The 14,118-nt window shown below is 37.5% G+C and carries 20 protein-coding genes; 18 read left to right on the forward strand and 2 right to left on the reverse strand.

Going from position 1 to position 14,118, the window contains the following annotated elements; genetic code table 11:
* Positions 1 to 115 precede the first annotated feature (115 nt).
* The 5 genes from P4S65_RS19340 (at position 116) to P4S65_RS19360 (ending at position 3,234) form a co-directional block, all read left to right on the forward strand.
* Positions 116 to 1,213, forward strand: coding sequence for an ISAs1-like element ISPsesp1 family transposase (locus P4S65_RS19340; protein WP_337119635.1), 1,098 nt, complete (start codon positions 116 to 118; stop codon positions 1,211 to 1,213).
* Positions 1,214 to 1,477: 264 nt separating this feature from the next.
* Entirely contained in the window at positions 1,478 to 1,633 is a 156-nt protein-coding gene (locus P4S65_RS19345) for a hypothetical protein (RefSeq protein ID WP_337120935.1), read from the forward strand.
* A gap of 26 nt (positions 1,634 to 1,659) precedes the next feature.
* On the forward strand, positions 1,660 to 1,818 hold the full coding sequence (locus P4S65_RS19350; protein ID WP_007378675.1) for a hypothetical protein: 159 nt from the start codon (positions 1,660 to 1,662) through the stop codon (positions 1,816 to 1,818).
* Between the two features lie 108 nt (positions 1,819 to 1,926).
* Complete coding sequence (locus P4S65_RS19355) at positions 1,927 to 2,331, forward strand: hypothetical protein (protein ID WP_337120937.1); 405 nt, start codon at positions 1,927 to 1,929, stop codon at positions 2,329 to 2,331.
* A gap of 138 nt (positions 2,332 to 2,469) precedes the next feature.
* Positions 2,470 to 3,234 carry a 2-keto-4-pentenoate hydratase gene (locus P4S65_RS19360; protein WP_337120938.1) on the forward strand — a complete coding sequence of 255 codons (765 nt, stop codon included), beginning with the start codon at positions 2,470 to 2,472 and terminating at the stop codon, positions 3,232 to 3,234.
* A gap of 77 nt (positions 3,235 to 3,311) precedes the next feature.
* Here P4S65_RS19360 and P4S65_RS19365 read toward each other — a convergent pair whose 3' ends face one another.
* Positions 3,312 to 4,172, reverse strand: coding sequence for a delta-class carbonic anhydrase (locus P4S65_RS19365; protein ID WP_008137213.1), 861 nt, complete (start codon positions 4,170 to 4,172; stop codon positions 3,312 to 3,314).
* A gap of 129 nt (positions 4,173 to 4,301) precedes the next feature.
* Positions 4,302 to 4,955, reverse strand: a complete 654-nt coding sequence (locus P4S65_RS19370) for a DUF6058 family natural product biosynthesis protein (protein ID WP_007378679.1) — start codon at positions 4,953 to 4,955, stop codon at positions 4,302 to 4,304.
* Between the two features lie 171 nt (positions 4,956 to 5,126).
* Here P4S65_RS19370 and dapA point away from each other — a divergent pair, with 171 nt between their 5' ends.
* The 13 genes from dapA (at position 5,127) to P4S65_RS19435 (ending at position 14,104) form a co-directional block, all read left to right on the forward strand.
* The gene (gene dapA / locus P4S65_RS19375) at positions 5,127 to 6,044 is read left to right on the forward strand and encodes a 4-hydroxy-tetrahydrodipicolinate synthase (RefSeq protein ID WP_096794539.1); all 918 of its coding nucleotides are present in this window, start codon (positions 5,127 to 5,129) and stop codon (positions 6,042 to 6,044) included.
* Between the two features lie 116 nt (positions 6,045 to 6,160).
* The gene (locus P4S65_RS19380; protein ID WP_198403034.1) at positions 6,161 to 6,874 is read left to right on the forward strand and encodes a beta-ketoacyl synthase chain length factor; all 714 of its coding nucleotides are present in this window, start codon (positions 6,161 to 6,163) and stop codon (positions 6,872 to 6,874) included.
* 34 nt (positions 6,875 to 6,908) lie between these two features.
* A complete protein-coding gene (locus P4S65_RS19385; RefSeq protein ID WP_033040640.1) occupies positions 6,909 to 7,649 on the forward strand; it encodes a lysophospholipid acyltransferase family protein in 741 nt (246 codons plus the stop codon).
* Positions 7,646 to 7,903, forward strand: coding sequence for a phosphopantetheine-binding protein (locus P4S65_RS19390; RefSeq protein ID WP_008137204.1), 258 nt, complete (start codon positions 7,646 to 7,648; stop codon positions 7,901 to 7,903). The genes P4S65_RS19385 and P4S65_RS19390 overlap by 4 nt, the downstream gene beginning before the upstream one ends.
* A 21-nt stretch (positions 7,904 to 7,924) precedes the next feature.
* Complete coding sequence (locus tag P4S65_RS19395) at positions 7,925 to 8,170, forward strand: acyl carrier protein (RefSeq protein WP_002958648.1); 246 nt, start codon at positions 7,925 to 7,927, stop codon at positions 8,168 to 8,170.
* A gap of 4 nt (positions 8,171 to 8,174) precedes the next feature.
* Complete coding sequence (locus tag P4S65_RS19400; RefSeq protein WP_337120939.1) at positions 8,175 to 8,591, forward strand: hypothetical protein; 417 nt, start codon at positions 8,175 to 8,177, stop codon at positions 8,589 to 8,591.
* Positions 8,573 to 8,740, forward strand: coding sequence for a hypothetical protein (locus P4S65_RS19405; protein WP_337120940.1), 168 nt, complete (start codon positions 8,573 to 8,575; stop codon positions 8,738 to 8,740). Before P4S65_RS19400 ends, P4S65_RS19405 begins: the two co-directional genes overlap by 19 nt.
* Positions 8,733 to 10,097, forward strand: a complete 1,365-nt coding sequence (locus P4S65_RS19410; protein ID WP_096794540.1) for an AMP-binding protein — start codon at positions 8,733 to 8,735, stop codon at positions 10,095 to 10,097. The genes P4S65_RS19405 and P4S65_RS19410 overlap by 8 nt, the downstream gene beginning before the upstream one ends.
* The gene (locus P4S65_RS19415; protein ID WP_096794660.1) at positions 10,081 to 10,446 is read left to right on the forward strand and encodes an ApeI family dehydratase; all 366 of its coding nucleotides are present in this window, start codon (positions 10,081 to 10,083) and stop codon (positions 10,444 to 10,446) included. Before P4S65_RS19410 ends, P4S65_RS19415 begins: the two co-directional genes overlap by 17 nt.
* Positions 10,439 to 11,188, forward strand: coding sequence for a glycosyltransferase family 2 protein (locus tag P4S65_RS19420; protein ID WP_337120943.1), 750 nt, complete (start codon positions 10,439 to 10,441; stop codon positions 11,186 to 11,188). The genes P4S65_RS19415 and P4S65_RS19420 overlap by 8 nt, the downstream gene beginning before the upstream one ends.
* Complete coding sequence (locus P4S65_RS19425; RefSeq protein WP_337120944.1) at positions 11,178 to 12,146, forward strand: LpxL/LpxP family acyltransferase; 969 nt, start codon at positions 11,178 to 11,180, stop codon at positions 12,144 to 12,146. The genes P4S65_RS19420 and P4S65_RS19425 overlap by 11 nt, the downstream gene beginning before the upstream one ends.
* Positions 12,139 to 13,683: an HAL/PAL/TAL family ammonia-lyase gene (locus P4S65_RS19430; protein WP_337120945.1), complete on the forward strand. Its 1,545-nt coding sequence runs from the start codon at positions 12,139 to 12,141 to the stop codon at positions 13,681 to 13,683. Before P4S65_RS19425 ends, P4S65_RS19430 begins: the two co-directional genes overlap by 8 nt.
* Complete coding sequence (locus P4S65_RS19435; protein ID WP_007378690.1) at positions 13,676 to 14,104, forward strand: acyl-CoA thioesterase; 429 nt, start codon at positions 13,676 to 13,678, stop codon at positions 14,102 to 14,104. The genes P4S65_RS19430 and P4S65_RS19435 overlap by 8 nt, the downstream gene beginning before the upstream one ends.
* Positions 14,105 to 14,118 lie beyond the last annotated feature (14 nt).

Here is a 14,118-nt window from a genome sequence, read left to right on the forward strand (position 1 = left end):
TACTTAGCTAAATTACATGTAATAAAGTAAATACTCAAATCAGGGCGGGATCACACTTTGTAAATAAACAAATTTTATGATCTAATACCATAAATTTAATCACCTTAAACTTATTATGTCACTCTTCTCCCATTTAGAACTCGTCAAAGATAATCGTTCACATATAAATCAACACCATAACTTAGTTGATGTGCTTTTTCTTATTATTACTGCCGTTACATCAGGGTGTGAAAACTGGCAAGATATTGAAGTCTATGGCGAAAGTAAGCTTAATTGGTTAAGAGGATTTCGTTCTTTCAAAAATGGCATACCCACTCGACATAGTATTGCTCGGATTTTTAGAACCGTTGATACTGACTCATTACTACTCGCGATGTATAGCTGGGTCAATCAAAACCGCGTTAAATCAGCGCATCCTGTCATTGCCTTCGATGGCAAAACTATTCGCGGAGCAAGTAAACACATTGCTGATAAATTACACCTCGTCTCAGCATTTGATTGTGAGGCAGGTCTCACATTATTCCACCAAACAGTTGGCAGTAAGACGAATGAAATACCGGCAGTTCGGGATTTATTGAAAATACTCGATATCAATAACACCGTCATTACACTTGATGCTTTGCACTGCCAAAAAGAAACGCTAAAACAGCTAATTAGCAGACATGCAGATTATCTAGTGCAAGCAAAGGGTAATCAAAAGAAACTTTATAGCGCGATTCAAGATGCATTTACACACCAGTATGAATCTGAAAACTCAGAGATACTTAGTCATGTAACACAAGATGCAGGGCATGGGCGAAAAGAAGTACGCACGATAGATTGTCTTGATGCGCGTTTATTACCGAGTGAAATTAAAGAGAGCTGGCCATCAGTTAGGACAATCGTTGCGGTGCAGCGAGAGCGAACGAAGGGTAATAGAACGAGTATTGACACACATTACTACCTAACATCGTTGACAGACAATATATTGATAAGTAAAGCAATAAGACAACATTGGCTGATAGAAAATCAGCAACACTGGATACTAGATGTCGTATTTAAAGAAGATGCCTGTCAAATACATGAGCCATTAAGTGCGCAACATATGGCACTATTTAGACGCGTCGTTAGGAACATGATAAAGCAGCATACGAAAAGCAAGGGGTCAATAAGAAGTAAGTGTGTAAGAGCTTGTTATGATGATGCTTTTAGAGAAGAACTTCTTTTTGGTTAACATTTTTAACAAAGTATGCTCGCGCCCTGATACTCAAATAGGTGCTGTTAACTTACATCACCTTTTTATTTTTTCACTCTAACCTGCCTCTAAAATACTCAACTTCCCCAATATATCAATGCAACCTAATAGGACTCTTTTTATGAATTCGTAGTGTGTCGAAATCTAAGATAGTTTTGTAGTGAACGCCAAATTTTATGGTAATAGAAAATCTACTTGGCCCACCTGTTTTAGTTGATAATTCATATGGTTTTGCTCTTACTAATGCAAATTGATGATTCTTCTGTTAGTTTAGCAACTGACCTGAAGCTAGGTGGAAAACACATGGCTCCCTCTTTAGTTGTTGAACTAGGCAAAGAAGCAAGTATCAATATTGATGGTAAAGAGCTTTCAGTTTTAGTAAGCAAATCAAGCAGCTAACAAGTTAAAAATTAGGAATATAATTAATGAGAAACTCAAGAAATGAAATAGTAAAATATGGAGTCTCTTTTGGTACAGCCCTAGCAATTGCTATTTCATGGAGTGCTAACGAGTCTGTGTTATGGGCAATTTTGCATGGTTTTTTATCTTGGTTTTATGTTATTTGGCATGTAATTACGCGATAAGTGTTTTCGCGTGTGCACTGATTGATTTGTAGACCGCGGTCAATGTTAATAGTTGAGCAATTACCATTTAAAACGATTAAGTTAAAAATATAAAAGGAATAATTAATAATGAAAGGTGCGGGTGGAAGCTCTGGTGGTATTGGGCATTTTTTTATTGGTTTAATTATGATGTGCGGTGGCTTTTATATGCTGCTAAACGCAATTTCGGTGACTTCTAATTTTGGACTAAGCTCTCGCATTTATAGTGTTAATGCTTTAGGTGGCTTTGGCGTTACAGGCGGCATGGTTATGATCCCGTTTCTTTTTGGTGTGGGCCTAATTTTTTATAATTCTAAAAACATTTTAGGCTGGGTGCTATCGCTTGGCTCGTTAACAGCACTAATATTTGGCGTTATATCGAGTGTTCGATTTAGTATGCGAACTATGACGTCGTTTGATTTGATTGTTATTATAATTTTAGCGTTTGGTGGCTTAGGGCTGTTTTTACGCTCGCTTAAATCTGTTGATACTTAAATAATTACCACGCTTTGTTTTAAATACAATTTTAACTAGAGGCATTTAACATGATGTTCCAATGCCTAAACTAATATATTAATAATATAATCCTTCCTATTTACTGCTTAACCAGCAACGTATTTTAAAGAGATTTATGTGAACAACTCAATACAGCTAAAACTAATTGCTACTCATTTATTAGCACAAAGAGAAGAAAACCCAGCGCGTTCAAACTTTCCCAAAGAGTTAGTACTAGACTCGACTGACGATGCGATAGAAGTACAAAAGTTGATGATTTACTTAAATGATCAAACTGTATATGGCTGGAAGTGTATGCTGCCTTTAGATGATGGCTCAATTATATTAGCGCCTCTTTTACATGCACCTATAAAACAAGCTGAAAATTGCCCACTGTATACAACAAACAATAAAGCGCTTATTGAACCAGAAATTGCATTTATTTTACAAAGCGATTTACCAAGTAATAAAACCTATACAAATGAAGACGTGGATACTGCATTTGCCAGCGTCCACTTGGCACTTGAGCTTATTCAAAAAAGATTTGATGAAGACACTCCAAGCACTCACATTGAAAAGCTGGCTGATGGTTTATCTAATCAAGGCGTGTATTTAGGCCCGAAAATAGATAAAGCCAAAGCGTATAACGCAAGTACTGTAAATATAAACGTTAAGCAAACTGAGCTGGAGTTAAATTTAGCGGGTGTGCATCCTGCTGAATTTGCGCAACTTCCACTTTATTGGGCAGTTAATTACTTATCAGCAAAGGGAATTAGCTTAAAAGCAGGGCAAGTGTTTATAACAGGTTCTTATTGTGGTGTTGTTGAGCTTAATACCAATGAGCAAACATGTATTACATATGAAGATTTAAATACATTTAATGTGACATTTTTATCCCATTAAGCGTAATACTCATTTTAACGGTCATAATAAAACAACCCACTAATTAGTGGGTTGTTTTTTATTAGGCTAAATTTTAATTATTTGATTTTAGAGAGTAATGCAGGGTTTATTACGAGATTTCTTACACCGTGAGCATGATCTTCATTAAAGGTATTACTTTCACACCACTTACCTACACTGTTTATATCTACTTTTGCTACTTTTGGTTTAACTGACCATGTTACTTGGAAAGGAGAGCCTGCCTCATTGTAACCAGGGCCAGTGGTAGAGCCGGTATAAATAACTGCTTCACCAGTATTAGTAAGTGCATTCGCTGCTTGGTAATAGCCATTAACCGATGACACGTTACTTATTTCGTTAAAATCAAGCGCGTTTGCATCGTTTACTAATACGTATACTTGCGCTTCAACACGTAGTTGCGGATTTTTAATCGAATCACTCAAACAACTACCCAGTGTAGGGCCAGGTTTAACCATTGCACTGCTATGCACATTGTGAACTTCAATGGTGTCGCCTACTGAAAGAGCGCCGTGTTCGCTCGGACAAATCTTTATTTTTGTAGGTTTGCTCTCATTTTTAGTTAAAGAGCCTGAATACACATAGCCACTTTGATAGCCATGACCATCGCCATTGCCTGCATATTTACTAAACTCGCCGCCGGCGTGTTCTGCATTTTTATGAAAATGGATATTGCATAAGTTCATTTGTGATGAAGCAGGCGCATCAGAAAATATTACTGTATTCTCGCCTTTATGATTATCAATATTACGCGGAGATTGAGGGCCAAAACCTTTATTAATTGTGTTTTTAGCAAGTGCGGCGCGCTGTGTTTTTACTACGTCATCGCTTACGTTCTCGTGGTTAGCTTTAGCAAGCGTATTAAAAGAAAGAATTGTGAGTGCAGCAGAAATTAAGCTTATTTTTGTTTTCATTGTCATTGAGTCAGTGCCTTTATTAAGGTGCTTTATTGCGAATTTTCGCTCGTTTGATACGTGATAGTTACGTTAATAGATCTCATTTAATCTAAAAATAATCCTAAAATAGTAAATAATCAACTTAATATAATGTTATTTAATAGACAAATCATACTTTAAAACAAGTGCATCAATGTAGCGAGTGCGTAATGTGCTTTGCTTTTCATGATCGGCACCATGACTCAGTGCACGGTTTAAAAGCTTCATAGCGGGATGTAAGTAAGAACGCTCGTCTTTGTCTAAACTCGCTTTACTTCGTAGTTCGGTAATATCGTCTACAACTAAGCGACCAATATCAACAGCGACTATTTCGTCTATTAATCCATTTTGAGTAAGTACGCCGTATTTACTGCATAAAAATTGTTGCCAGACTTGTTGTAAGTGCTCGTCTATTTCGCAGCCAAATAACTCTTCATTAAATTCAAACCCTTGCTGAGCTAATTTAGTCAAAATGGCAATGTATTGTTGTGCAAAGTAATTAAAAGCATGGCTTGATGATTCTATTTTTTGTTTTATTAAACCTTGCCCCCAATTTACACAGCCGCGTGGGTAGTAATCGTCATACTCTTCGCATTCATACAAACCTGAATATGAACTACAACTAAGTTGACTTTTAATACAATAACTTGGTTTGGGGAAAACACTTTGCTCTTGCCAAGTTAAAAGCATGTCTGAATCTATATTTAATGCTTGGCATAGTTCATCGGTGTTATAAAAATGAGTTGCTAAGTAGTCAGATAAACGCATAAAGCCTCTGGTATCGTTAAAATACAAATACTGTTTATATGTACAGTACTTCATTTTGAATTAACAAACTCAATAACACAAGGTATTTTATAATTAAATATGCGCTTACACCTCCAAAAGTACTGGCAAATATGTTACAAATAGCGCAAGTTTTATAAATAATGAATTTTTATGCGCACCCTAGAACAAATTAAACAAGCAAGCCTTATTACAGCGATTAAAACGCCATACTTAGCAAACGGTGAAATAGACCTAGCAAAGTACGATGAACTCGTTGCAATACAAATTGCAGCGGGCGTTGATGGCATTGTAGTCGGTGGCACAACAGGCGAAGGCCAGTTAATGAACTGGGAAGAGCATTTAATGCTTATAGCGCACAGTGCAAACAAGTATGGCGACAAACTGGTTATTGTTGGTAATACCGGTAGTAACAACACCCGTGAAGCGATTAAAGCAACTAAATATGGCTTTGCCAGCGGTATGGATGCAGCACTGCAAATTAACCCGTACTACGGACGTACGTCAATCGCGGGTGTTAAAGAGCACTTTAAGCGTGTGCTTGATATTGGCCCAGCCTTTATTTACAACGTAGCAGGGCGCACAGGTCAAGACCTAACACCTGATATTATTGAGCCACTTGCAAAGCACGAATATTTTATTGGTGTTAAAGAGTGTGGCGGCAATGAACGCATTGCCCATTATGAGCAACAAGGTATTGCATGTTGGTCGGGTAACGATGACGAAAGCCACGATGCGCGCCACACACATAAAGCGCACGGTGTTATTTCGGTTACTTCTAACTTAATACCTGGGTTATTTCGCCAATTAATGGATACTAAAAATAACGAGCTAAATACTTCGTTACAACCATTAATGAACTGGTTGTTCTGTGAACCAAACCCGATTGCTATTAATACCGCGTTGATGATGACAGGTGCAGTAAATCCAGTATTTAGATTACCGTATTTACCGCTTAGCGAGGAGCAACAAAAAATCGGTTTGCCATTAATAAATCAACTTAACGAAAGTGATGTAGTAGGCGGTAAGGCTGACTATATAGATATAAAAAATATTGCTCTACTTTCTTAGTAATATGAGCCAGTACTGAATGATTTTAGTTGCTGGCTTTTATTTAATGATTATTTACTTTTATTGCTAATATCGGTAAAATTCTCGTCCTTATAATTAATAAAATATGTATATCTGTGAAATTTGTTGTTGAAGAACTCGCTATATGGATAAAGCCTGAACAGCGACAAATAAAAGAGAGTAATTGGTTTGATTCCTCCGTATTAAATCTTAGTTGGGTGCCTGCTATGCAGCGACGCCGCATGACTCCTTTTATTAAAATGGCGCTCTTTAGTGCCCATCAAGTAAGTGCTCAAGGTAGCTATATTAATTTACCTAGTGTTTTCTCTTCTCGCCACGGCGATTTTCACAAAACGTCTAACTTACTTGTTGATGTAGTAAATGATCAGCCTTTGTCGCCAACTGGTTTTGGGCTAAGTGTGCATAATGCGGCTTCAGGACTTTTTGGGATAATACAGGGTAATACAAGTGCTACAAATGCAATTTCGGCAGGCGCTGAAAGCTTTATTTATGCACTAGTAGATGGCGTTGTACGCCTTATTGATAGTGAACAGCAACATATATTAATAGTCCATACCGATGAAACCCTCCCTGACATTTACGTGCAGTTCGCTGATGAACAGCAAATAGCACACTCAATTGGTTTAATAATCAGAGCCCCGCAAGAAGGCGAACCTCATTTTAGTTTAAAAAAAGTATTTAATACGGGCATGGAAAAAAGCGACTTACCAATGAGTATCCAATGCGCTAAAGCTTTGTATGAGCGCAGCAATATATTACTTGTTCATAACGCGCTTGAGCACGATTGGCAGCTTACGTACCATGCTTAAAAATGCACAAAGGCTATGTGGATTGTTTTGGCGAATGATTACTACTGCATTTTGCTTTTCAGTTTTTGGAATTGGTGGTTTAGTATTAGCCTTTATTATTTTTCCCGCTCAGCGTTTATTTGAAAATAACCCAGTTAAACAAAAGCTTAAAGCTCGAAAAACAGTGCATTACTGCTTCAAATTGTTTGTTAGCTTAATGCATTTACTGGGTGCTATTCGGTTTCATGTTAACGATAAAGCACAAATTGAAAGCTTAAAAGGACAATTGATATTAGCAAACCATCCTTCTTTAATTGATGTTGTTGTTTTAATTTCGGTGATAAAAAACGCAGATTGCGTAGTAAAGGCGCATTTATTTAAAAACCCTTTTGTGCGCGGCGTTATTAAAAGCACAGGCTATATAAGTAATGATGATCCGCAAGAGTTATTACGAGAGTGCGAGCAAAGTTTACAAACGGGTAATAACTTAATTGTATTTCCTGAAGGGACACGGACAGAGCCTCACAAAAAATTAAAGTTTAAACGTGGCGCTGCAAATATTGCAATTAGATGTAATGCGCCTATCACTACTTTTTTAATTAAAATGAAACCAAACACTTTAACCAAAGGCACTCCTTGGTATAAAGTCGCGCCATATCAGGCGCATTTTACAATGAGGCTTACGAGCCAGCAGTTTAATTGTGCAACGTACGACAGCGATATGCCTGCAATGCAATCACGCCAATTGACTAAAGATTTACAACATTATTTTACACAAGAGCTAAAAAATATATGAGCGAATTAAAAGAACAAATAAAACAACTGATTATCTCAAGCCTTGACCTTGAAGACATGACCACTGCTGACATTAAAGACGATGACGCTTTATTTGTAGATGGGCTAGGGCTAGACAGCATAGATGCGTTAGAGCTTGGCCTTGCGATAAAAAAGCAATTTGATGTGAAAATAGATGCAAATTCTGAGCAAACTAAAGCGCACTTTGCCTCAGTTAATTCTTTAGCAAAATTTATTGAACAAGCACGTTCTTAATATATAAAAGTAGGAAGAAAAATGAAAACCGCTGCTGAAATTTATGATGTATTACACGGCATTTTAGAAAACGAATTTGAAATAGACCCAGAAGATATTAGCTTAGAGGCTAACCTATACCAAGATCTTGATTTAGACAGTATTGATGCAGTTGACTTAGTTGTGAAATTAAGAGAAATCACAGGTAAAAAAATTGAGCCTGATGCCTTTAAGCTTGTGCGCACAGTGCAAGATATAGTCACCGAAATAGAAAAGTTAGTTAACTAATACTATGTTAAAAGCAGTTTTAACAACGTTAATTATGATTTGCTTGGCTTGCTACCCTATTATTGTGTACGTAGGCCTTACGCGTTTTAATAGTCAGATTATTACAGTATTACTGCTATTTTTACTCGGGCTTAGACTTTGGTTAAGCAGAGCCTTATTTGATAAAATGCCGTGGTTAAAGCCCGCTACATTTTTAGCAGTCATTACTATTTTGATTTCCAAGGTAATGGATAGCGACTTAGGGCTGCGTTTGTATCCCGTAATCATTAATTTAGTTATGTTAGTTGTGTTTGCGTATTCTTTGTATAAAGGGCCTTCTATTATTGAAACCTTTGCGCGCATTACTGAGCCCTCACTTGATGAAAACGCTCTGATTTATACAAAAAAAGTAACGCTAGTGTGGTGTCTGTTTTTGTATTAAACGGTGGTATTGCCCTGTACACCAGTATTTTTAGTAGCCTAGAAACCTGGGCTTTTTATAATGGTTTTATTGCTTACTTAGCTATGGGCACATTGTTTGCTATAGAGTGGTTAGTCAGACAAAAAGTAAAAAGGAACGCCGGTGTTTAATGCTTTTCAAAGTAATGCAATAAGAACATGTTTTAATCATACTGATAATGATATTTCTGAGCGTGAGTTTGTTAGTGATATAAATGAGGTTTTAGCAAAACTATCAACGTTAAACGCTACATCATCGGTTGTTTTATACACCACAGACGCCTACAAATTTTCCGTGTACTTATTTGCTTTGGCATTACACGGAAATACAGTGATTTTGCCGCCTAATGGGCAACCTGAAACGTTAAACTCCTTGCTTAAACAGACGCCGTTTTTTATTGGTGAGTCTGAATTAATAGCTGATTTAGCGGCTGATTTTTTAGATGTAAGCACTTTAGCCAATCAACCTCACTTTGTATTCATTGAAACAATTAATTGGCCTGAAGAAGGTACAATCGTTTTTTATACGTCGGGCTCGTCGGGTAAAGCAAAGCCAATTGTAAAAACGTGGCAGGTAATAAATAAAGAAGTAAATACATTAATTAACAGCTACGCACTGATTGATAATCCTATTTTTATAGCAAGTGTTTCGCATCAGCATATATACGGTTTACTGTTTAGGTTACTGTGGCCATTGCGTGCAGGGAAAGTTGTTAATACAGAACTACTGCATTACCCCGAGCATGTAGCTAAAAAGCTTAGGTTATTTAAAAAAGTAGTGTTTGTTTCAAGCCCAGCGCAGTTAAAACGGTTATGTATCGATAATGTATTAGTGAATGATAAGTCTCATTTACAATGGATATTTTCATCAGGTGGACCGCTACTAAATGAAGATGCCATTTCGTTGTTTACGCAATTAAATAAACCAGTCACACAAGTTTTTGGTAGTACCGAAACAGGTGGTATTGCATATCGACAAGTTACATCACATGAAAAAGTTAGCCTTTGGCAGCCTTTCTCGGGTATTAAAGTACGGGCTTTGGATGATCAGCGTTTAATTTTAACCTCTCCACTTGTTCGCGACAAAAATTACCCTTTAGATGATCGAGGCGAAGTACTTAAAAATGGTCAATTTAGATTATTAGGTCGATTCGACCGAATTATAAAATTAGAAGAAAAACGATTAAGTTTAGATGAGCTAGAACTACATTTGTGTACTAGTGAGTGGGTAAGTGAAGCTAAAGTAATCGCCTTGCCTGGTGAGCGATTAATTGTAGGGGCTATTGTTGTGCTTACGCATAAAGGGCAGATGCTCTTTAATGGTGAGGGTAAGCTAGCTACAAATAATTTATTAAAAGCGCATGCATTAGCGCGCTTTGAGCGAATTTGTATCCCTAAAAAGTGGCGTTTTGTAGAGCAATTACCATACAACTCACAGGCAAAGTTAAATTTAAAAGCATTGGAGAGTCTTTTTGCAAAAGTTGACTAAAACACAGCCTGATTTACTGTCTTGTGAAAAAGCAGAGCAAAAGTATAAATTAAGCTTACTAGTTCCTCATGATTTAGATTATTTCAAAGGACACTTTACGGATGGCCCAATACTCGCAGGTGTTGTGCAATTAGACTGGGCTGTGGCTGCAATTTGTAAATATTATAAGGTTCAGCAACCTGTTAAAAATGTTGAAGTATTAAAGTTTCAGGTAGTGATCACCCCAGGTATAACAGTTGAATTATTGCTTGAGCAAAAAGCAGAGAATAAATATACCTTTTCTTATAATTCAAACAAAGGACAGCATGCATCTGGCCGTGTTGTTTTTGATAGCCTAATAAATGAATAACTTTTGCATTGTTATCCCAAATTATAATCATATTACGGTTATTGATGATGTACTGAGCCAATTATCGTCATTTAATCTTCCTATTATTATGGTTGATGACGCAAGCAACGCCGAAGCTAAAAATGTATTCAGTAACCTTGATGCAAAATACGCGCAGTTGAGTGTAGTTACCCACGACGATAATCAGGGCAAAGGCGGCGCGGTACAAACAGGCTTAAAGCAGGCACATAAGCTAGGTTTTTCACATGCGATACAGGTTGATGCAGATGGGCAGCATGATTTAGCTGACATTAAAAAACTAATAGCACTTGCAAATGCTCAGCCTAAAGCGCTTATAAGTTGTTGCCCAATATATGATGACTCAGTGCCTAAACACCGTTATTTAGCACGTTATTTAACGCATGTGTGGGTATGGATTGAAACGTTAAGTTTTACAATTGTAGATTCGATGTGTGGCTTTAGAGTGTATCCACTTGAGCAAAGTACAAAGCTAATTGATGAGGTGTCGCTTGGAAAACGCATGGATTTTGACCCTGAAATTTTAGTGCGTTTATATTGGCGCAATGTGCCTTTTGTATTTTTACCTAGCCAAGTAATTTACCCTGAAAATGGGCTTTCTCATTTTCAACCATTGCACGATAATGCGCGTATTTCCTGGTTACACACTCGTTTGTTTTTTGGCATGTTGATTCGCTCTCCTGTGTTAATTTGTCATAAATTAAAGAGGCGTTATGGCCGCTAAACATTGGTCTAAAATGCAGGAACGCGGTAATTTTTTAGGTATTCAAATACTGTTATTTGCCCATAAATTACTGGGTAGAAAAGGACTGTGGATTGTTTTGTTTCCTGTGGTTTTTTATCTTTTCTTAACAGGAAAAGTAGCACGTAAAGCATCTAAAGCGTTTTTAGCGCAGGTTAATGTTTACCAAGGCTGCAAACAACTTGTTACGTTTAAAATGCAATTAACACACTTTTGCAGTTTTGCAGATAGCGCATTAGATAAAATTGATGCTTGGCTTGGGCGAATAACCCAACGTGATATTAAGTACACTAATGAGCATTTATTTGCTGAGTTAGATGAGCAAAACCAAGGGGCTATTTTTATAGGTTCTCACTTGGGTAATTTAGAAGTATGCAGGGCACTTAGCCAACACCGCAGCAGTAAAAAAATAAATGTATTGGTGTTTACTCATCACGCTGTTGAATTTAATAAAATGCTTAAAAAGATTAACCCAGATGTGTCGGTTAATTTAATACAAGTGACTGATATGGGCCCTGACTTAGCTATTTTATTAAAAGAAAAAGTAGAGCTGGGGGAAATAATCGTTATTGTTGGTGACAGAACAAGCACAACAACGGCTTCTCGGTCGGTACAGGTACCATTTTTAGGAAAAAACGCCCCATTTTCACAGGGGCCTTTTATATTAGCCGCGTTGCTTGATTGTCCCGTTTACTTTTTGTTTTGTTTAAAAGATAAAAAAAGCAAAAAGTATCAAGTGATATTTGAGCATTACAGCCAATCATTAAAAATGCCTCGACGAGAGCGACAGCAGGCGCTAACACTTATTATTACTGACTATGCAGAGCGTTTGAGTTATTACGCAGCTTTATATCCTTATCAGTGGTTTAATTTTTACGATTTTTGGAAAAGTGATCAGCAGGTAGTGCGCGATCAATCAATGGAGAGCAAGTGTGACTGAACAAAATATACAGCTTTTTGGCAATCAGCGATTATCAATTGAAGATATTGTTCGAGTTGCCTTTAATCAAACACAAGTGCAATTAAATAGCTGTGAAACTTTTAGCGTTAAAATTAATAGCGCTTTGTGTTTTTTAGACACACTTTTAAAAGAAGATGGCGTAATTTACGGCGTTACAACTGGTTACGGTGATTCTGTAACAGTTGCAGTACCCCTTGATTTAGTTGATGAATTACCTCTGCATTTAACTCGCTTTCACGGCTGTGGACTGGGGGATGTATTTAATAAAGTGCAAGGGCGTGCAATTTTAGCGACCCGCTTAACATCACTTTCACAAGGCTATTCTGGTATTAGCTGGGAAATGCTGCACCTACTTAAAGATTATTTAAATAACGATATAGTGCCTGTGATCCCACAAGAAGGGTCAGTAGGTGCCAGCGGTGATTTAACACCGTTATCTTACGTTGCTGGTGCGATGGTAGGCGAGCGTGATGTGTTTTACAAAGACCAAGTACGTAACAGTGCTGAAGTTATGAAAGAAGTTGGCTTAGAGCCACTAACACTAAGGCCAAAAGAAGGTCTTGCCGTTATGAATGGCACAGCGGTAATGACTGCATTAGCGTGTTTAGCATTTGATAGGGCTAATTACTTGGCTAAATTGGCGAGCCGTATTACTGCATTAGCAAGCTTGGCACTTAAAGGAAATAGCCATCATTTTGATGAGATATTATTTTCAGTTAAGCCGCACCCAGGGCAGCAACAAATTGCGCGTTGGATAAGAAAAGATTTAAACCATCACGATCACCCTCGTAATGCAGACAGACTTCAAGATAGGTATTCAATCCGTTGTGCACCCCATGTTATTGGTGTGCTGCAAGACAGTCTGCCGTTTTTTAGGCACATGATAGAAAACGAGCTTAACTCAGCAAACGATAACCCAATAATTGACGGCCAAGGTGAGCATGTATTGCACGGCGGGCATTTTTACGGTGGCCACATTGCAATGGCAATGGATAGCATGAAAACAGCCGTTGCAAACCTTGCTGATTTAGCAGACAGACAAATTGCTTCTTTGGTTGATACTAAGTACAACAACGGCCTACCTTCAAACTTGTCTGATAGTGCACCAGAGCGCCGTTATATTAATCATGGTTTTAAAGCGGTTCAAATTGGCTGTAGTGCTTACACTGCTGAAGCATTGAAATTAACCATGCCGGCCAGCGTTTTTTCTCGCTCTACAGAGTGCCATAATCAAGATAAAGTGAGTATGGGGACTATTGCGTCACGCGATTGTTTACGTATTTTACAGCTAACAGAACAAGTGTTAGCAAGTACGTTATTAGCCAGTATTCAAGGTGTTAGATTACGTATTAAGCAAGGCGATCTTGAGTTTTCGACTTTAACGCAAGATATGCAAAACATGTATACCGATATAACTGATTACTTTGAAAACCTCACAGAGGATAGACCAATGGAAGCCGTGCTAAGGCAAACAATAGGGTATATTCAAACTAAACGTTGGGCGTTGTATGAATAGTAAAGGTGCATTATTAACGCATGTGGTAGAAATTGAAATTCCATTTCATGACTGCGACCCAATGAATGTTGTATGGCATGGTAATTACCCACGTTATTTAGAAGTAGCGCGCTGTGAGTTACTGCGTTTATTTGATTACGATTACCCACAAATGCATGAGTCGGGCTACGCGTGGCCTATTGTTGATATGCAAATAAAGTATATTGCCTCAGCGGTATTTACTCAAAAAATTAAAGTAGCGGCTTATTTAAAAGAATTCGAGAATCGACTACGGATTGACTACGTAATCACTGACTCGCTAACTAATAAGCGCCTTACTAAAGCCTCAACCACGCAAGTTGCGGTTGAGATCAGCTCCAAAGAAATGCAATTTGAATCACCCGCTATTTTATTTAATAAGTTAAAAGCAGTTTTGAATTAAATTTTTATTTTATA

The sequence above is a fragment of the Pseudoalteromonas sp. B131b genome, from assembly GCF_037162545.1.
GTDB classification, from domain to species: Bacteria; Pseudomonadota; Gammaproteobacteria; order Enterobacterales; family Alteromonadaceae; genus Pseudoalteromonas; species Pseudoalteromonas fuliginea.